This is a genomic window from Verrucosispora sp. WMMD703 (assembly GCF_049178935.1).
Taxonomy (GTDB): Bacteria; Actinomycetota; Actinomycetes; order Mycobacteriales; family Micromonosporaceae; genus Micromonospora; species Micromonospora sediminimaris.
In genome coordinates this window covers 3,477,888-3,495,750 of sequence record NZ_JBMHMM010000004.1, presented here as the reverse complement: position 1 = coordinate 3,495,750, position 17,863 = coordinate 3,477,888, and the positions used below count along the sequence as shown (strand labels likewise).

15 protein-coding genes and 1 pseudogene are annotated in these 17,863 nt (G+C 71.6%); 11 read left to right on the top strand and 5 right to left on the bottom strand.

The annotated features are described in order from the left end of the window. Positions 1 to 30 precede the first annotated feature (30 nt). Positions 31 to 2,579, top strand: a pseudogene (locus tag ACN26Z_RS16520) (CDP-alcohol phosphatidyltransferase family protein). A 107-nt stretch (positions 2,580 to 2,686) separates the two neighbouring features. Here ACN26Z_RS16520 and ACN26Z_RS16515 read toward each other — a convergent pair. Together ACN26Z_RS16515 and ACN26Z_RS16510 are read right to left on the bottom strand one after the other, a co-directional pair. Further along, positions 2,687 to 3,730 carry a TRM11 family SAM-dependent methyltransferase gene (locus ACN26Z_RS16515; protein WP_421462117.1) on the bottom strand — a complete coding sequence of 348 codons (1,044 nt, stop codon included), beginning with the start codon at positions 3,728 to 3,730 and terminating at the stop codon, positions 2,687 to 2,689. 132 nt (positions 3,731 to 3,862) lie between these two features. Further along, positions 3,863 to 5,047 carry a snapalysin family zinc-dependent metalloprotease gene (locus tag ACN26Z_RS16510; protein ID WP_421462116.1) on the bottom strand — a complete coding sequence of 395 codons (1,185 nt, stop codon included), beginning with the start codon at positions 5,045 to 5,047 and terminating at the stop codon, positions 3,863 to 3,865. Positions 5,048 to 5,277: 230 nt separating this feature from the next. Between ACN26Z_RS16510 and ACN26Z_RS16505 the strand changes: the two genes are divergently transcribed. The 7 genes from ACN26Z_RS16505 to ACN26Z_RS16475 all read left to right on the top strand — a co-directional run bounded on the left by ACN26Z_RS16505 (position 5,278) and on the right by ACN26Z_RS16475 (position 11,527). After that, positions 5,278 to 5,850, top strand: coding sequence for an AMIN-like domain-containing (lipo)protein (locus ACN26Z_RS16505; RefSeq protein WP_421462114.1), 573 nt, complete (start codon positions 5,278 to 5,280; stop codon positions 5,848 to 5,850). 98 nt (positions 5,851 to 5,948) lie between these two features. Further along, on the top strand, positions 5,949 to 6,629 hold the full coding sequence (locus ACN26Z_RS16500; protein WP_421462112.1) for a response regulator: 681 nt from the start codon (positions 5,949 to 5,951) through the stop codon (positions 6,627 to 6,629). A gap of 13 nt (positions 6,630 to 6,642) precedes the next feature. Then, positions 6,643 to 8,142, top strand: coding sequence for an ATP-binding protein (locus ACN26Z_RS16495; RefSeq protein WP_421462111.1), 1,500 nt, complete (start codon positions 6,643 to 6,645; stop codon positions 8,140 to 8,142). Then, positions 8,139 to 9,017, top strand: a complete 879-nt coding sequence (locus tag ACN26Z_RS16490; protein WP_421462109.1) for a Gmad2 immunoglobulin-like domain-containing protein — start codon at positions 8,139 to 8,141, stop codon at positions 9,015 to 9,017. The genes ACN26Z_RS16495 and ACN26Z_RS16490 overlap by 4 nt, the downstream gene beginning before the upstream one ends. A 78-nt stretch (positions 9,018 to 9,095) precedes the next feature. Further along, on the top strand, positions 9,096 to 9,722 hold the full coding sequence (locus ACN26Z_RS16485; RefSeq protein ID WP_421462107.1) for a hypothetical protein: 627 nt from the start codon (positions 9,096 to 9,098) through the stop codon (positions 9,720 to 9,722). Between the two features lie 202 nt (positions 9,723 to 9,924). Then, positions 9,925 to 10,581 (top strand): maleylpyruvate isomerase family mycothiol-dependent enzyme, encoded by a 657-nt coding sequence (locus ACN26Z_RS16480; RefSeq protein ID WP_421462106.1) that lies wholly within the window; start codon positions 9,925 to 9,927, stop codon positions 10,579 to 10,581. Positions 10,582 to 10,810: 229 nt separating this feature from the next. Then, positions 10,811 to 11,527, top strand: a complete 717-nt coding sequence (locus ACN26Z_RS16475) for an NPP1 family protein (RefSeq protein WP_421462105.1) — start codon at positions 10,811 to 10,813, stop codon at positions 11,525 to 11,527. A gap of 29 nt (positions 11,528 to 11,556) precedes the next feature. Here the strand turns inward: ACN26Z_RS16475 and ACN26Z_RS16470 are convergent, their stop codons facing one another. Further along, positions 11,557 to 12,714 (bottom strand): FAD-dependent oxidoreductase, encoded by a 1,158-nt coding sequence (locus ACN26Z_RS16470; protein ID WP_421462103.1) that lies wholly within the window; start codon positions 12,712 to 12,714, stop codon positions 11,557 to 11,559. Positions 12,715 to 12,793: 79 nt separating this feature from the next. On the opposite strand from ACN26Z_RS16470, the gene ACN26Z_RS16465 reads away from it, so the two are divergent. Together ACN26Z_RS16465 and ACN26Z_RS16460 are read left to right on the top strand one after the other, a co-directional pair. Then, positions 12,794 to 13,390, top strand: a complete 597-nt coding sequence (locus tag ACN26Z_RS16465) for a TetR family transcriptional regulator (protein WP_421462101.1) — start codon at positions 12,794 to 12,796, stop codon at positions 13,388 to 13,390. Between the two features lie 183 nt (positions 13,391 to 13,573). Further along, positions 13,574 to 14,227, top strand: coding sequence for an alpha/beta hydrolase (locus tag ACN26Z_RS16460; RefSeq protein WP_421464664.1), 654 nt, complete (start codon positions 13,574 to 13,576; stop codon positions 14,225 to 14,227). A 1-nt stretch (position 14,228) separates the two neighbouring features. On the opposite strand, the gene ACN26Z_RS16455 is transcribed toward ACN26Z_RS16460, so the two are convergent. Next, positions 14,229 to 15,431 carry an MFS transporter gene (locus tag ACN26Z_RS16455; RefSeq protein WP_421462099.1) on the bottom strand — a complete coding sequence of 401 codons (1,203 nt, stop codon included), beginning with the start codon at positions 15,429 to 15,431 and terminating at the stop codon, positions 14,229 to 14,231. Positions 15,432 to 15,614: 183 nt separating this feature from the next. On the opposite strand from ACN26Z_RS16455, the gene ACN26Z_RS16450 reads away from it, so the two are divergent. Next, entirely contained in the window at positions 15,615 to 16,652 is a 1,038-nt protein-coding gene (locus ACN26Z_RS16450; RefSeq protein ID WP_421462098.1) for a hypothetical protein, read from the top strand. Here the strand turns inward: ACN26Z_RS16450 and ACN26Z_RS16445 are convergent. Then, a complete protein-coding gene (locus ACN26Z_RS16445; RefSeq protein ID WP_421464663.1) occupies positions 16,624 to 17,823 on the bottom strand; it encodes an RtcB family protein in 1,200 nt (399 codons plus the stop codon). The two genes, ACN26Z_RS16450 and ACN26Z_RS16445, sit on opposite strands and share 29 nt — an antisense overlap. Between the last annotated feature and the right edge of the window lie 40 nt (positions 17,824 to 17,863).

Genomic DNA, 17,863 nt, shown 5'->3' with positions numbered 1-17,863 from the left:
GGGGTCGTCGATCATAAACACGGAGGCACGGTGTCCACAGTTCGAACCGGTCCGCAAATCGGGCTGATCGTCCAGATCGCGCTGCTGGCGGCGCTCGCCGCGACGGTCGGTCTCGGTGTCGCGGGCTGGCTGGCGGGCCTGGCGTACGGGGCGGTGACCTGCCTGGCGCTCGTGCGTGGGCTGCGTCACGCGGGCTCGACCCGGCTGGGACCGGCCGACTGGGTGACGATGGGTCGGGGACTGCTGGTCGGGGCGGTGACCGCGCTGATCGCCGACTCGCTGACCGGCGATCGTCCCGCGCCGGTGGCGCTGCTGGTGACGATGACCGCGGTGGCCCTGGCCCTCGACGCGGTCGACGGCAAGGTGGCCCGCCGCACCGGGACGACAAGCGCCCTCGGTGCCCGGTTCGACATGGAGGTCGACTCGTTCCTGGTGCTGATGCTGAGCCTCTACGTCGCCCCCTCGGTCGGCGCCTGGGTGCTCGCCATCGGCCTGATGCGGTACGTCTTCCTGGTCGCCGGCTGGGTGCTGCCCTGGATGAACGCGCAGCTGCCGCACCGGTACTGGCGTAAGGTGGTCGCCGCGGTCCAGGGGATCATGCTCGCGGTCGCCGCCGCCCAGGTGCTGCCCGGGATGCTGACCACGGTCGTGCTGGTGGCCGCGATCGTCCTACTGGTCGAGTCGTTCGGGCGGGACGTCAGCTGGTTGTGGCGGCACCGACCCGTCCGGACCGTGCCGGCACTTGTGGTGCCGGCGGTGCCGACCATGCCGACCGTGCCGATCGGCGTGCGACGGGCCGATCGGGTCGACGAGCGCGACCTGTCCACCGCCCCCGTACTGTCGCTGCGCTGACCCGGGAGACCCAGTTGTCGATCGCCGACCCGGCGTCCACGCCCGACGCCGACCAGAACCCGAGCACCACCACCGACGCCAAGGACGCCGCGTCCCGGCCAGCGCCGGTCACCATTCGCCGACGGATCCTCGCGCGGGTGGCCACGGCGCTCGCCGCGCTGCTGGTGCTTGTCACGTTCACCCTGCCCAACCGGCCGTGGCAGCTGGAACCCGGCGCGTTTCTACGAATCCCACTGGAGGCGCTGCTGCTGGCGGCGCTGCTGCTCGCGCTGCCCGGTCGGCCCCGCCGGGTGGTGGCCGCGCTGGCCGGTGGGCTGCTCGGGCTCGTCGCCGTGGTGAAGGTCGGTGACCTGGGTTTCTACTCCTCGCTTGGTCGCCCGTTCGACCTGGTGCTGGACTGGTCGCTGCTGGACGAGGCGTTCACCTTCGTGGCCGAGTCGATCGGCCGACCGGGCGCGATAGCCATCGCGCTCGGCATCGGGCTGCTGCTGCTGGCCGTTCCGCTGCTGACCGCCCTGTCCGCAGTACGGCTGTCCGGGGCGCTGACCCGGCACCGCACCGGCAGTACCCGGGCGGTTGCCACGCTGGTGGTGGTCTGGGCGGTGCTGGCCGCCTTCGGGGCGCGGATCGTGCCCGCCATGCCGATGGCCGACACCAACGCCACCATCCTCGTGCAGGAGCATGCCGCCGAGGTCCGGGATCGGCTGTACGACCGCCAGGCGTTCGCCACCGAGGTCGGGGTGGACCCGTTCCGGGACGTGCCCGCCGACCAGCTGCTCACCGGTCTGCGCGGCAAGAATGTGCTGATCGCCTTCGTGGAGAGCTACGGCCGCGACGCGGTCACCGACGCCGAGTTCGCGTCCATTCCCCGGATGCTCGACGAGAGCGCCGATCGGTTGACCACGGCCGGGTTCGCCACCCGCAGCGGCTTCCTCACCTCGCCGACCATCGGCGGAGCGAGCTGGTTGGCGCACGCCACCCTGCTGTCCGGCCTGTGGGTCGACAACAACCAGCGCTATCGGAACCTGCTCGCCACCGACCGGTTCACCCTCGGCGACGCGTTCCGGCGCGCCTCCTGGCGTACCGTCGGAGTGATGCCAGCCGTCAACCAGGCATGGCCGGAGGGCGCCTTCTACGGCTACGAGCAGTTCTACAGCGGCCCCGACCTGGGCTACCAGGGCCCCAAGTTCGCCTTCGCCCCGATGCCTGACCAGTTCGCCATCCACCAGTTCCATCAGCGGGAGCTGGCCGGACAGCAGGACCGTCCGGTCATGGCCGAGCTGGCCCTGGTCTCCAGCCACTCCCCCTGGACGAAGGTGCCGTCGCTCGTCGACTGGGACACCATCGACGACGGCGAGGTCTTCCGGCGGGGCATCATCGGTACGCCGACGGCGCAGGCCCGCACCGGCTACCGGCACTCGGTCAGCTACACGCTGCGTACCCTCATCTCCTACGTGGAGCGCTACGGCGACGACGACACGGTGCTGGTCTTCGTCGGTGACCACCAGCCCGCGCCGGTGGTCACCGGCGAGAATCCGAGCCACGACGTGCCGATCCACATCGTGACCAAGGACCAGGCGGTGCTGCAGCGCATCAACGACTGGGGTTGGCAGGACGGCCTGACCCCGGACCCGAGCGCACCGGTCTGGCCGATGAACGAGTTCCGCGACCGTTTCCTCACCGCCTTCGGCCCCACCGGATCCCGCCCCCAAGCCCAACCCCGCTGACCCACCCCCACCCCCACCCCCGCGATCTTGCGCTTTCTGTCCCCGCAAGAGGGGCATAGGGCACATTTCGACGACCAAAACTGCAAGATCGCGGGGGTGGGGTCGGGTCAGGTGGGTTTGTGGGCTACCAGGACGTCGCGGACTATGGCTTGGTCGACGCGGTGGGAGAGGGCGCGCCAGGGGCCGGTGTCGAGGACGGTCAGGCCGGCGGCGGTGAGGCGTTCGGCGGCGGCCTCGCGGCGGGCGACGTTCGTGTTCCAGGAGATACCCAGCGCGCCACCGGGGCGCAGCACCCGCGCCCACCCGGGGGCGGCGGCGGTGAGCAGGGCGAGCGGGTCGCGGGCCAGCCCGTTCTCGGCGGTACGGCTGCCGTGCTGCACCCCGTAGGGCGCGTCGGCCACCACCACGTCGATCGTCTCCGGGCGGAAGAACTCACCGACCCGGGTGGTGTCCGCGTTCACCACGTCCACCGACTGCACGTCGCCCGCCTTGTGGGCCTCCTTCGAGGCGGCCAACTCCACCCGCAGCCGCCGGCCGACCACCTTGCGCTCCCGACGGATCGGCCCGGACTCCAGCACCCGGTGCTTGATCCGCTTGCGCTTGAGCCAGGTGCTCAGGAACGTCTGGTACGCCTCGAAGTCCTTGCTGTCCCGGTCCAGGCCGGCGGCGTCGAAGCCGTACATCATCGCCTGGTTGAGCGTGGTGCCCCGGCCGCACAGCGGATCGAGCACCCGGAACCGTCGGGTCAGCAGCTCGCCGGCCCCGTCCGAGGCGAGCAGTGTGACGTTGAGCAGCAGCTTGGTGAACTGCTCGTTGGTCTTGCCCGGGTACTTCTGGATGGTGAGCAGGTCGTCGTCGAAGCGGTCCAGCCGGGTCACCGGCACCGGACGCAGCAGCTCGCCGACGAACTCGAAGATCGCGTACGCGCCGGAGAGGTTGCCCAGCAGCGCGGCGTCCTGCTCGCTGAGGCCACCGGCGGCCTCGAACGTGATGTAGCGCGCCCCGCCGATGGTCGCGGTCGCCACCTCACCGATCCGCCCACCGAGCACCGCGTCGCCGAAGATCTCCAGCTCCGCCCGGGTCAACTCCACGGCCGCCCCCGAGTACACCCGGTTACTCGACGGCAGACTCAGCACCCCATACCTCGTCACGACCGCCCACTATCCCACCCCACCCCGCGCTCCCCCGCACAACCCTCGCCGATCATGCAGGTGTGGCACCCGGAACAGCCCGTTTCGGGGCGTTCGTGGGGCACCACACCTGCATGATCGCGGCGGCGCGGGTCAGGAGGGCAGGCCGCCGACCTGGGAGTTGATCCAGGAGCGGATCGAGGTCAGGTCACCGTAGATGGACGGGGCGGTGGCGCAGGTGGAGCTGTTGTTACCGGCTCGACTGGTCGCGCCGATCACGTTCCACACGCCGTTGATCCGGCGCACCTGCGGGCCGCCGGAGTCGCCGTAGCAGGCGCCGGCGTTGCCGTTGGTGTTGTTGGTGCAGATCTCGTACGGACCGTTGATGCCGCTGCACCGGCTGTCGGACACGATCGAGGTGTCCAGTTCGTGGGCCACGGTGGGCGCGGAGCCGCAGCCGCGGGGCGCGCAGGTCTGGCCCCAGCCGATGATCCGGGTGGCCGTGCCGACGGCGCCGGAGGTGGTCGGGATGGGTGCCGGCGCGTAGCTGACCGAGCTGGCGAGTTGGAACAGCTTGACGTCGATGCTCGGGTGGTTGACCGCCCGGCTGACCCGGACGACAGTGCCGCCGCTGGTGCGGTTGATGCTGCCCACCCGCACCGACGACGGGGTCGGGCAGTGCCGCGCGGTGACCACCCAGTTGGACTTGATCAGGGTGCCGGTGCAGCCGGAGGTGTAGACGAGCCACGGGTAGTTCTCGGTCGCCGGCCGGCCGTTGACCACCAGGATCCCGACACCGGCGTCCTCGGTCCAGGTGTAGCTGCCGGCCGCCGCCGACGCGCGCACGCTGCCGGCGAAGAGCTGGTTGACCCGGCTCGCCTCGGCGGCGCTGGGGTACGCGTTGGTGCAGGAGACCGGCGCGCTGCTGCCGGACATCAGGTCGGAGCAGAGCCCGGTGCGCCGGTCGGGCAGGCCGAGGATGTGACCGAACTCATGGGTGGCGATCCTGGTGCGGTGGTAGCCCTGGTTGACCGCCTGCCAGCCCATCCAGATGCGGCCGGAGCCGAGCCCGGTGACCTGCGCCCGGGGCCAGCCACTGTCGACGTAGATGGTGACGCTGGCGGGCGTGCCGGGCACCAGCCGCACGTTGCTGACCCGACTGTTCCAGATCTGCGCGGCCTGGTCGAAGTTGGTCCGGAACTCGCCGGCCCGGCTGGCGTCGTAGTAGACGGTCCGGGCCGCCGAGGCGCTGGCGGCGGTGGCCACCTGAAGCCCCGTCGCCGCCAGCACCGCCGCCAGCGCGGCGGTGGCCGCGCGCAGCAGTTGTCGTCGGATCATCACGCACTCCCTGCGAACTGAGCGGCGCGCCGACACGCCGCAATCGATGTGCGTAAATATTAATGGGCGCCCCTGGATGGTTGTCATCGCGAAAGCGTCATACCGCCCGGCGCTGTTACCCCTGCGTTACGCCACGGCGAAACTGCCGTGGCGTAACGGCGCGACCGTGGGATTTCACCAGGTCAAGCCCGCACGTCCCAGGGACGAGGCGGGCTGGAAGGGAGCACCGAATGAGGACCAGAAGGACCGTCACCACGCTGCTCGTGGCGCTCGCCGCGCTGATCGCCGCCACGGCCGCGCCGAGCACCGCCACGCAGGCGGCGACCGGCGCGCCGTACTGCGGAATCACCTGGGGCAGCGCCGACAAGACCGCCGGGGCGCTCAGCTCCGCGCCACTGATCGACGTGCGAACCGGTCGGCACGACTGTCACGACCGGGTGGTGTTCGAGTTCGACGGCCCGGTCACCGGCTACAGCGTCGGCTACGGCGAGACGTACACCGAGGGTGAAGGGTTGCCGCTGTCGCCGTACACCGCCGGTGGCGCGCTGCTGCGGGTCTCGCTGCGCGCCCCCGCGTACGACGACGAGCACCTCGCGACGGTGCCGTACCGGACCGGCGAGCACGTGGCGAACGTGCTGCGCTACCAGACCCTGCGCGACGTGGTCTTCGGCGGCAGTTTCGAGGGCTACAGCACATTCGCCGTCGGTGTCCGCGCCCGGCTACCGTTCCGGGTGTTCGTGCTGGCCGGACCCGGCAACCACAGCCGGATCGTGCTCGACGTGGCGCACCAGTGGCAGGAATGACCGACCGCTGCGGTGAGGGTCCGGCGCCGGCCGGACCCTCACCCTCGCCCGTCACGCCGAGCGACGTACCTGCCGTCCGGGACTACCCTGGGTGCATCATGGACGGCCGCGTGCTGGTGGTCGAGGACGACGCCTCCATCCGGGAGGTCACCGCCCTCGGGCTGCGTCGCGCCGGGTTCCGGGTGGACACCGCCGCCGACGGCCGGCAGGCGCTGACCGCCTGGCGGGCCGGGACCGTCGACCTGATCGTGCTGGACATCATGCTGCCCGGCCTGGACGGCCTCCAGGTGTGTCGGGAGATCCGGCGCAGCAGCGCGGTGCCGATCCTCATGCTGACCGCCCGTACCGACACCATCGACGTGGTGGTCGGTCTCGAATGCGGCGCCGACGACTACCTGCGCAAGCCGTTCGACCTGCCCGAGCTGGTGGCCCGGGTCCGTTCGGTGCTGCGCCGCGCCGTGGTGCCACCCGAGCCCGGCGCGTTGCGGGTCGGCGACCTGGAGATCGACCCGGGCGCGTTCGTGGCCCGCCGGAACGGTCAGGAGCTGCCGCTGACCACGACCGAGTTCCGGCTGCTGCTGGAGTTGGCCCGCCGACCGGGGCAGGTGTTCACCCGCGAGCTGCTGCTGGACCGGGTCTGGAACCACAGCTACCTCGGTGACAGTCGGCTGGTCGACGTGGCGGTGCAGCGGCTGCGCGCCAAGGTCGAGGCGGACCCGGGCGCCCCTCGGCTGATCCGCACGGTACGCGGCACCGGGTACAAGCTCGTCGCCGGATGAGCGGCCGACGGCGATGGGTGCAACGCCAGCACGGGAGACGACGGCAGGATCACCGACCGTCCGTCCCGGCCGGCTGCGCCGCCGGCTGACCATCGCGTTCGTGCTGGTCGCCGGAATCTCCGCCGGAGGGCTCGCCGGTGGGTCGTACCTGCTGCTACACCAGGCCCGCTACGACGCGTCGTTGCACGCCGCCGCGGCCGACGCCCGCTACCGGCTGGTGCTCGCCGGGCAGTTCCTGCCGCTGACCGAGCAGCGCCGCACCGAACTGCTGACCAGCTTCGAGGGCAGCGACCGGCACGTGGTGCTGATCGCCGAGAACGCCTGGCCGTCGGACCCGGCGTACGCGCCGCACCTGACCGAGCGGCTGCGCAGCACCGTGGCAGCCGGACAGCTCGGCTATCAGCGCAGCTCCGGACCGACACGGCTGCTCGTGGTGGGCGGACGGATTCCCGGCTCGACCGCCGAGCTGTACGTGATCACCGACGAGAACGACCTCGCGGCCGGGTTGGAGCAGCTCCGCAACGCGCTCGCCGCCGGCTGGGTGCTTGTGGTGCTGCTCGCCGCCACGGTCGGGCACACCCTCGCCCGGCGCACCCTGGAACCGGTGGGGCGGGCCAGCCGGGCCGCGCGAGCCATCACGGAGGGGCTGCTCGCCACCCGGCTGCCGGTGGCCGGCCGGGACGAGTTCAGCGGGTGGGCGGCGTCGTTCAACGAGATGGCCGAGGCGCTGGAGGCGAAGATCACCGCCCTGCATCACGCACAGGAACGCGAGCGGCGGTTCACGGCCGACGTGGCGCACGAGCTGCGTACCCCGGTGACCGCCCTGGTCGGCGCGGCCTCGCTGCTGCGCGACCACCTCGACCAGTTGCCCACCGATGCCCGGCGCGCCGGTGAGCTGCTGGTCATCGACGTGGTCCGGTTGCGTCACCTGGTGGAGGACCTGATGGAGATCTCCCGGCTGGACGCCGGGCGGGAGGCGGTGCACATGACCGACGTGGACGCACCGGACCTGGTACGCCGGATCGTGGCCGCTCGCGGCTGGCCCGACCGGGTCACGGTCGACGGCGACGCGCTGCGCCTTCGCACCGACCCGCGCCGACTGGAGCGGGTGCTGGGCAACCTGATCGCCAACGCGGTGCAGCACGGTGGCGGTGAGGTGCGGGTGCGGACGGCCCGGGCCGGTGACCGGGTGCAGATCGACGTCGACGACCGGGGGCCGGGAATCCCGGCAGAGCACCTGCCCCGGCTGTTCGACCGGTTCCACAAGGTCGACCCGGCGCGATCCGGCGGCGGTAGCGGGCTCGGTCTGGCCATCGCCCTGGAGAACGCCCGGCTGCTCGGCGGCCGATTGACCGTGCACAGCACCCCCGGCACCGGCACCCGATTCCGCCTCGACCTGCCCGACATCGCGCCCGCAGGCGTCCCGTCCGCAGAGCGCACCGGGCCCGGACGGGCGTCTGCGGGGCTACCCCCCGACGTCGGCGGCTCCGAGCTGACGGGCGGCACCGGATGATCCGGTGCCGATCCGCGACGCTGATCGCCCTGGTGCTGCTGGTCGCCGGGTGCGCGCCGTCGCGGTCAGGCTCGCTCGGGCCAGCGCCCACCGCCGCCGCGCCGATCGCGCCAGCTCCCACCAGCGTCGGCCCGTCCGCCACCATCGCGCCGCCGCCCACCGACGCCCCCGCACCGACCACGCCCGGCATCGGCACCACCGGCGTCGCCCGGCCGGAGACCCTCACCCTTGAGCTGTGGTACGTCCGTGACGGGCGGCTCGTCCCGACCCGACGCACCCGACCCGCCACCGTGGCCACCTCCCGGCTGGCCCTGGCCGAGCTGGCCGCCGGGCCGACCCGGCGGGAGGCCGACGCCGGTCTGGTCACCCTGCTGCCGGACGGCGCCGAGGTGAGCCGGATCGTCGCCGGTGTCGCCACCGTCCGGCTGGCCGTCGTGGCCGACCCGGTCACCGCCCGGCTCCGTGAGGCGCAGGTGGTCTACACCCTCACCCAGTTTCCCACCGTGCGACAGGTCGACTTCGGCACCGCCGCACCGGCCGGGCGTGCCGACCACGCCGACCTGCTGCCACCGATCGTGGTCACCGGCCCGGTCATCGGCGGCCGGGTGACCAGCCCGGTCACCGTCACCGGCAGCGCCGACGTCTTCGAGGCGACGGTCAATGTCCGGGTGCTTGACGCCGCCGGCCGCCAACTCGCCACCGCCTTCACCACCGCCACCTGCGGCAACGGCTGCCGGGGCGGGTACCGGGTGGCCGTGAGATACCGGCTGTCGGCCGAGCAGAGCGGCACCATCGAGGTGTACGAGGTGTCGGCGGTCGACGGCTCCCGTACGAAGGTGGTGGCGGTGCCGGTGACCCTGGCCGCGACGCGCTGAGCCGGCTCCGCAGCGACGGGCGGAAGGTCGGTCGCGGCCGGCGACTCGATCTCGACGACCGCGGCTACGATCTCCGACGTGTCTGCGAACGCCGTGACCGGGATGGCCGGTGCCTGGACGGCCGCTGCCTCGGCCCGCCGGACGGCGCTGCTGGTGCTGTCAGGGTTCGTCATCGCCGGGCTCAACACCGGCATCGGGTACGCCGCCGCCGGCACCAGGGCTGTCGCGATCGGGACCGGCATCGTCCTGTCGCTGGCCTTCGTGTTCGCCGTCCGCCTCCTGCACCGGGCGGCCTGGCTGGCCTTCCTCTCCCTCCTCCCGGCCCTCTTCGTCCTCGTCGGTTCGGTGCAGCTCGCCCCCGACCTGGCGCTCGAACAGCGCGGCGTACGCCAGGAGGTCACCGTCGTCGACGCACAGGCCGACGGCAGCCGGCACACCTTCACCCTTTCGGGCGCGACCGGGCCCCTTGCGGAACCGCTTGTCTACCAGGGCAGTGACCCCGGTTACCGGATCGGCGAGCGGCTCACCGTGCTTACCGACCCGGACGGGGAGCTCACCCTCCAGGACGCCGACCGGGTCGACTCCGGCGGCAAGCTGATCGCGCTCCTGCTCGGCGTCAGCGGCTGGACCTTGATCGCCCTGCTCGCCGGGTGGCGTGGTCACGTCCGCCGCCGCACCGGCCGCGAGGACACCCTGGTGATCTAGCGGGTAGCGATGGTGTCGAGCGAGGGCGGCAGGGATCCTCGACCTGGGGCGGTCACCCCGGCAGCCGCCTCGCAAGGAGGGCCGGTCACGAGCGACGATTCTGCCCTACGGCCGGAGTCTTTCTCTCGACACGGCACGGCTGGGCCGTTCGTCGGACCCCGATCGCACGACGTGACGGCGGCCACCACAGGAGGTTCACTGCATGACCGAGAACACTGCGAAACGTGACCGCACCGCCGTCTGGTCGCTGGTCCACGCGGAACGGGCGGCACTGGCCGACGACCTCGCCGGCCTGACCGCCGACCGGTGGGCCACTCCGTCGCTCTGCACAGGTCTGACGGTGCGTGAGGTCCTCGCCCATCTCACCGCGGCGGCGAGCCTGAACCCCGCGCGCTGGATGTTGGGCGTGATCCGATGCCGATGGGACTTCGACCGGCAGGTGCTCATGCGACTCCGGGAGCAACTGGGCGACACCCCCGACGACACCCTCGACAGGTTCCGCGGGATCGTCACCAGCACCACCAAGCCACCCCTGCCGGTGGTGGCGATGCTCGGCGAGCAGGTCGTGCACGGCGAGGACATCCGCCGCCCTCTGGGGCTGGAGCGCCCGTACCCGATCGAGACCGTCACCCGGGTAGCGGAGTACTTCGCCGGCTCCGACCTCACCGTGCCGGCCAAGGGTCGGATCGATGGGTTGCGCCTGGCGGCGACGGACGGCCCCTTCGCCACCGGTTCCGGGCCGCTGGTGTCCGGTGGCACGCTCGCGCTGACGATGGCGATGACCGGGCGGCGGGCCTACTGCGCCGACCTGACCGGCGACGGTGTGCCGATTCTGCTCGGCCGGTGCCCCACGGCGTGATCCCACCGTCCACCGGGTCGGTGAGCGCCGCCCACCGACCGTTAATGAGCCGTCCTCATATTTGGCGTTGACCCTCCCACCCGGACATGCGATATAGATATCCATGAAATCTGCGTCATCACCGTCCTCTCCCCCGCCGACGCTCGCCACCGGCCAACCGCCGCGCCGGTCTGGTAGCCATGGCCGGCGAGGGCTGGGCCGGCTCGTCGCCGGACTAACCGTCCTGGGCGTGCTGGTCCCGGCGGCACCGGCTCACGCCAGCTCACTGCCCAACCTGCCGCACAACGCCGGCGGCTACGAGTCGTCGTTCTCGCCCGCCTACGACTACGACACCGACGGCTGCTACGCCGTCTCCGCGATCAGCCCGGACGGCACGATCAACGGCGGGCTACGGACCACCGGGGCGATCAACGGCAGCTGCCGGGACCGCTCCGACCTGGACATGTCGCAGACGTACGCCCGGTCCAAGTGCAACAACGGCTGGTGCGCGATCGTCTACGCCAGCTACTTCGAGAAGGACCAGGCCGTGCACGGCAGCGGTCTCGGCGGCCACCGGCACGACTGGGAGCACGTCATCTCCTGGGTCGACCAGGCGGCCAACCGGGTCGAGTACGTCAGCACCACCCAACACAGCAGCCGGCGCACCTACCCGCGCGCCCAGGTACGGTTCGACGGCACGCACCCGAAGGTCGTCTACCACAAGGACGGCGCGTCGACGCACTTCTTCCGCCTCGCCAACAACAACGACGAGCCGCCGGAGAACCACTACCACGTCTGGCACTACCCACCCGTGGTGGACTGGAACGGCTGGCCCAGCACCGAGCTGCGCACCCGGCTGATGGACGCCGACTTCGGCGCCGCCACCATCAAGATCAAGGATGGCTCGTTCGAGTACCTGCTCAACGCCGCCAAGCCGGCCGGGATTCCCTTCGACCCGTACGGCTGACCGGCCGCGCGCCGGGATCGGCGGCGCGGTCACCGGTTCTGGCGTTCGATGCCGCGACGGACGAGGCCACGGATGCCGGGCAGGGTGACCGCCCGGATCGTGACCTCGTTCAGCCAGACGTGCAGGCGACTCGGTGGCGCGTACTGGTACATGCCCCGGCGGGCGAGCGCCTGCCGCTTGACGACCTCGGCGCGTAGGCCGGTCTCCCACTCGGTCAGCGCCGACCGGACGTCGTCGCCGTGTCGCCCCAGGGCGGTGCCGAGTTGGTCGGCACCTGCGAGCGCCAGGGCCGCGCCATGCCCGGCGAAGAGGCTGACGCACCAGGCCGCGTCACCGAGGAGAACCGTGCGACCGACGCTCCACTGCGGCAGCATGACCTGGCTGACCCGGTCGAAGTAGGCGTTCACCGGGTCGGCCTCCAGGTCACGCAGTGCCTCGGGTACGCCGCCGGCCACGTCCCCGAAGGCCGCGCGCAACGCGGGCACCGGCCCGCGTCGCAGTTCCCGGCCCGGCTCCGCACAACGGTAGGTGAAGAAGGCCGAGGACCGTCGCGGGCCCAGGTTGACGATTGCCGCCGTACGTCCCGGACCGATGAACGTGGTGGCAGACGACGCGGGCACGGCCTCGGGCGGACGGATTAGCGGAAAGGCCGCCACCACGTACGGCAGGTCGACCCGATGACCGCCGCCGAACAGGGTCGTCCGGGTCGCGGAATGCACGCCGTCGGCACCGACGAGCAGATCGGCCTCCTCGGTGGTGCCGTCGCTGAGCCTGACCACCACCCGGTCTGCTTCCTGCTCCACGGAGTCGACGGTGGTGCCGAAGCGCAGGTCGACCCGGTCGCGGACCGCCTCGTACAGCACGTCCTCCAGATCCCCCCGGAACACCGTCAAGGTGCGGGGGCCCAGTGCCGCCTCCGCGACGACCGAGGGCACCGTGAGCTTCGGCCGACCGTCCGATCGGACCAACACGGTGGTGAACAGGCCCAGCGCGCGCTCGGCGAGGGCGGGAACCAGACCGAGCCGCTCGACGGCGTCATAGCCCCCGCCGAGCAGGTTCACCAGGTAGCCACCACTGCGCCGGACCGGGGCACGTTCCACGACGATCGGCTGCCACCCGTCGCGTGCCAGTCGCAGGGCGGTGGCGAGACCAGCTATGCCGGCACCGACGATCACCGTTCGCTTCATTAAGACCCCCAGGTATGAGCGTTTGCTCAAACATGATGAGCGTATGCTCATCCGGGCGCAAGATGCGTAGACTGCCGGCATGCCACGCGGAGTCGCCATCACCGAGCCCCGGCAGCACCTCTTCGCCGCCGCGGAACGCCTGATCGCGACTGCGGGGCCCAGCCAGCTCACCAGCCGGGCCGTGACGCGGGAGGGTGGCGTCGCCACGGGGCTGCTGTTCGCCCACTTCGCCAGCTTCGACGACTTCCTGACCGGCTACGCGGTCGACCGGAGCTTCCAGATCGCCGCCGCCGTGGCCGGGCTTCCCGACCGCGCCGGCACCGGCACCCTCGACGCGAATCTCAGTGAGACGCTGCTCGCCACCCCGATGATCACGCTGCTCGCCGTCACCCGGCTCTTCGCCTACCGGCCGATCCTCACGGAGGCCGTCGAAGCGGTGCTGGGCAGCGGAAGCGCCGCGCTGCGCGCCCTCGAACGCGCGGTCGTCGACTATCTGGCCGCCGAGCGACACATCGGACGGCTACCCGCAGCCGCCGACACCGAGGCGCTGGCGGTGGCGGTGGTCGGGGTCCTGCACCACATCGCCCTCACCGACGGAGACGACCCGGCAGCGGCCAGCCGCGTCCGTCACGCCATCACCGCCCTGACGACCGCGACGGTGAGGGCGCCTTCATGACCGTACGTCCGGACGTTGTCGTCCTCGGTGCCGGAGTCGCCGGGCTCAGTACCGGCATCCGGCTGGCCGAGGCCGGTGCGCGGCCCCAGGATCGTGCTGCTGTCGCGCTCCGATGCCGAATGTCGTTGCCCGACACGACGACGGCTCGTAGCGTCGCCGGGTGACAGTTGAGGTGCCGTTCCGATCCCTCGCCATCGATCAGTCGGACGTCCGCTACCACCACGGCCCCGACTCGCACCGACAGCAGAGCACACCGAGCGGTCACACCATCTCATCCACCGCGGCGACATCCCGGCCGCTGTCGGCCTGTTCGTCGACCCTGGCATCCTCGTGAACGCCGAGCAGCCGAGGAACCGCAACGTCGAGTACGACGCGTTCGACGACCGCCTCGTCACCTTCCTGCTGACCGAGATCATCCCGCAGGTCACCGCACGCTACTCGATCACCGATGATCCGGACCGATGGGCCATCTGTGGCGGCAGCAGCGGCGGCAATGCCGCGTTCACCGTCGCCTGGCTGCGCCCGGACAGGTTCCGGCGGGTGGTGTGCTACCTGTCCAGCTTCGCCCAGATGCCCGGCGGGGACCCGTACCCGGAACTCGTCGCCAACGAAGCCCGCAAGCCCCTACGCGTCTTCATGCAGGCCGGTCATCGGGATCTGCACTGGAACGAGCCGCGCCGCAACTGGCTCTCCCACAATCTGCGCGTCGCCGCCGCCCTGGCCGAGGCAGGATACGACTTCCGGCTCGTGCTCGGCGACGGTGGCCACAACCCCAACCACGGTGGAGTCCTCCTACCCGACGCGCTGCGCTGGCTGTGGCGACCGACCGACACTTGACCTACTTCATCGCTCTTGGCGCGACGTCGGGCGTTGCGGCCAGCAGCAGCGCCGACCCGGCCGCGATGACGGCCGCGCCGAGATAAACCAAGCCCGGTGACGCGTACGTCAGCGACCAGCCGAACGCCAATCCGGCCGTGATCGGCACGACGGTTTCCGCCACGGCGCCGATGCCGGTCAGCGCGCCCTGCACGGTGCCCTGCTCGTCGGCCCGCATGCTGCGGGAGATCCACGACTGTGCGGCGGCGCCGCCGAGCGAGCCGAGCACGCCGACCGCGCACAGGAGATAGAGCAGCCACGGCACCGACACGAACGCCGTACCGCAGAGCGAGGCGACACCGAGGAGGCTGCCGAGCACCGCGGCACGTTTGTCGCCGAGACGGCGCACCACCGGTCCCACGGCTCGGGCCTGGTAGACCACGCCGGCGAGCGCGGATACGGCCAGCACGAGCCCGATCTGGGTGGTGCTAAAGGCGAACTGGTGGGTGAGGTAGAACGTCCAGGTCGACTGGTGCGTCATCCGGGCGACGTCGGCGCAGAATCGGGCGCGGGCGAGGCGGCCGAGCACCGGTCGGCGCAGGACGGCAGCGATGGCACCGATCGGGTTCGCCAGCCGCAGGGTCACCGGGGTGCTCGGGTCACCGGGTCGTGACTCCGGCAGGACGAACCAGCCGTACGCGGCGTTGGCGAAGCAGAGTAAGGCGGCGGCGACGAAGGGCAGGCGTACGTCGACGGCACCGAGCAGGCCACCGAGGACCGGACCGGCGACGAAGCCGAGCCCGAACGCGGCGCCGATCAGCCCGTACGCCTGGGCCCGCGACCCGGGTTCCGTGACGTCGGCGATGTAGGCGTTGACCACGGTGTACGTCGCCGCGCAGGCACCAGCGGCAGCGTGGAACACCAGCAGGGTCCACGGGCTTGGCGATGCCGCGTGGGCCAACCAGTCGACGCCGAGGCAGGTCAACGACGCGAGCAGGACCGGACGGCGACCGTGGCGGTCGGACAGCCGCCCGAGCAGCGGCGAGACCACGAACTGGAGCAGCCCGTAGACCGAGCCGAGCAGGCCGGACCAGAAGACAGCTGCGGCGACGTCCTCGGTGATCGAGGTCATCAGGGCTGGCACGACCGGCACGATCAGGCCGAGCCCGAGCATGTCCAGGAAGACGGTGCCGAGGAGGACGGTGAGAGCGGGCGCCCGGCGCATTGCGGCTCCTGAGTGTCGAGTGGGCAGGGCCCCCTCGACACTCACGGTCCGCCGAAAGTACGGAGGATCAGAATATGTGCGCTGTCAAACCGTTTTCGACGTTGTTCGCCGTGGTCCGCGCCGATGCCACCTCCCGGCGAAATCAGTGGACGACGGCTTCCCGGGGTGACCGATGATGGGTCCGTGGCCGAGACGTCCGTGGTGCGCAGAACAAACCTTCCCGCCTCGAGCGCGGAGGGGGCGTGGCAGGCGTTGGTTCTCGACGTCGGGCAGCCAGACCGACCGGCCCTGCGGGTGGAGGCAGCCGGGCGTGGCCTGCTCGTGCTGCGGCGTGGCGACGCGGTCCTGCTGCTGGCCAGTGTGGCTGATGACCACTTCGGCGTCGCGTATGCGTCAACGGGCCATCACCGCCCGCCGGTGCCGCCGATGAGCGCGGCTCGGGCGGCGGTCGTCGGGGCCGCCGACGCGGGCGGCGCCTGGCTGGCTCGGTGGGCTCATCACTTCGCTACCGCGCTGACCGGGACCGGCGCAGGCCCACTGCATGCCGGCCGTTGGGTCATCCGCGGCGACGACGGATACCCGGACGTCGGCGCGACGCAGCGACCGACCCCTGTTCCGCTGCCGCATGACCGGGGCTGGATCGACTGGTTCGGCGGGGACCGGCACCGGCAGATCCTGCCGCTCCGCCCGCTGGCGGGCCCCGGCTCCGCGCGGGTCAAGGCGTATCGGAAGCAGTTCCGGGAGGGTGTCCTGCCGCCGGTCCTGCTGTGGTGGATCAGCGGCCTCGACTGCCACGTCGTGCTGGACGGTCACGATCGGCTCGTCGCCGCGCTCGCCGAGGACGGACAGCCACCGCTGCTCCGGCTCTCCTCGGTGGGCCAGCATCAGGTCGACGGTGACACGGACACCGCCGTGCGCCGCTACTCGACGACCACCGAGGCCGTACGACTCCAGGTGGCCGCCGGCACGCCCGGAGCGGCGGACGCCCTCGCCGCCGTGCACCGCCGTTTCGCCCGCGAGCTGAGCGGGGTCGGAACCGGTTACGGCACCAGCCGCGCCTGGCCCCTGCGGGGCGGCCGCGCGACCTGGCACCGGCTCTCCGAAGCGCAGGCTCCGGACTGGCACGCGGAGATCTCAGCGGCAGGCGACGGGTGCGGCCGGCGCCCGCCCCCCGACGGGCGCCGACCGCGCCTCAGCCCTTCACGCAGATCACCTGCTTGAGGTGAGCGACCACCTCGACCAGGTCCTCCTGCTGCGCCATCACCTCGTTGATGTCCTTGTACGCGCCGGGGATCTCGTCGACCACCCCGGCGTCCTTGCGGCACTCCACACCCGACGTCTGCGCCGCCAGGTCAGCGGTGCTGTACGTCCGCTTCGCCTGGGCCCGGGACATCCGCCGGCCCGCCCCGTGCGAGGCCGAGCGGTAGCTCCAGTCGTTACCTGAGCCACGGACGATGTAGGAGCCGGTGCCCATGGAACCGGGGATGATGCCCAGGTCACCGAGGCCGGCCCGGATGGCACCCTTGCGCGTCACCAACACGTCCACCCCCTCGTAGGTCTCCTCCGCCACGTAGTTGTGGTGGCAGCTGATCGGCTCGTCGTACGTGATCTGCGGGAACCGGTCCCGCATCAGGTTCATCAGGACGGCGAGCATGACGGCGCGGTTGCGCCGCGCGTACTCCTGCGCCCACCACAGGTCCCGGCGGTAGGCGTCCATCTCCGGCGTGCCGGCGAGGAACACCGCCAGGTCCCGGTCGGGCAGGTCGGCGTTGTGCGGCAGCCGGCGGGCCACCGCGATGTGGCGCTCGGCCAGTTCCTTGCCGATGTTGCGGGACCCGGAGTGCAGCATCAGCCAGACCCGCCCGGCGTCGGCACCACCCTGTTCCAGGCAGACCTCGATGAAGTGGTTGCCGCCACCGAGGGTGCCGAGCTGCCGACGGGCCCGCGACTCCAGTTGCGCCACCCGCCGGTCCAGGTCGGTGAAGCGCCGCCAGAAGTCGTCCCAGCCGCGCTGTTCCAGCCCCCGTACCCGGCGCGGGTTCACCGGCTCGTCCCGTTGCGCGAAGCCGACCGGAATGGCGGCCTCCACGGCCCGGCGCAGCCCGGCGAGGTCGTCGGGCAGGTCGTCGGCGGTCAGCGAGGTACGCACCGCCGACATGCCGCAGCCGATGTCGACTCCGACGGCCGCCGGTGAGACCGCCTGCCGCATCGCGATGACCGAGCCGACCGTGGCGCCCTTGCCGAAGTGCACGTCGGGCATGACCGCGACGCCCTGCACCCACGGCAGCGCGCCGATGTTGCGCAGCTGCCGCGCGGCCTGCGGCTCGATGGCGTACGGGTCGGTCCACACCCGCACCGGCGCCCGCGTTCCCGCGAGCAGGCTGAAGCCCATGGTGGTGTTCTCCTGGTCTCTGAGGCGAAGCCCGCCGATC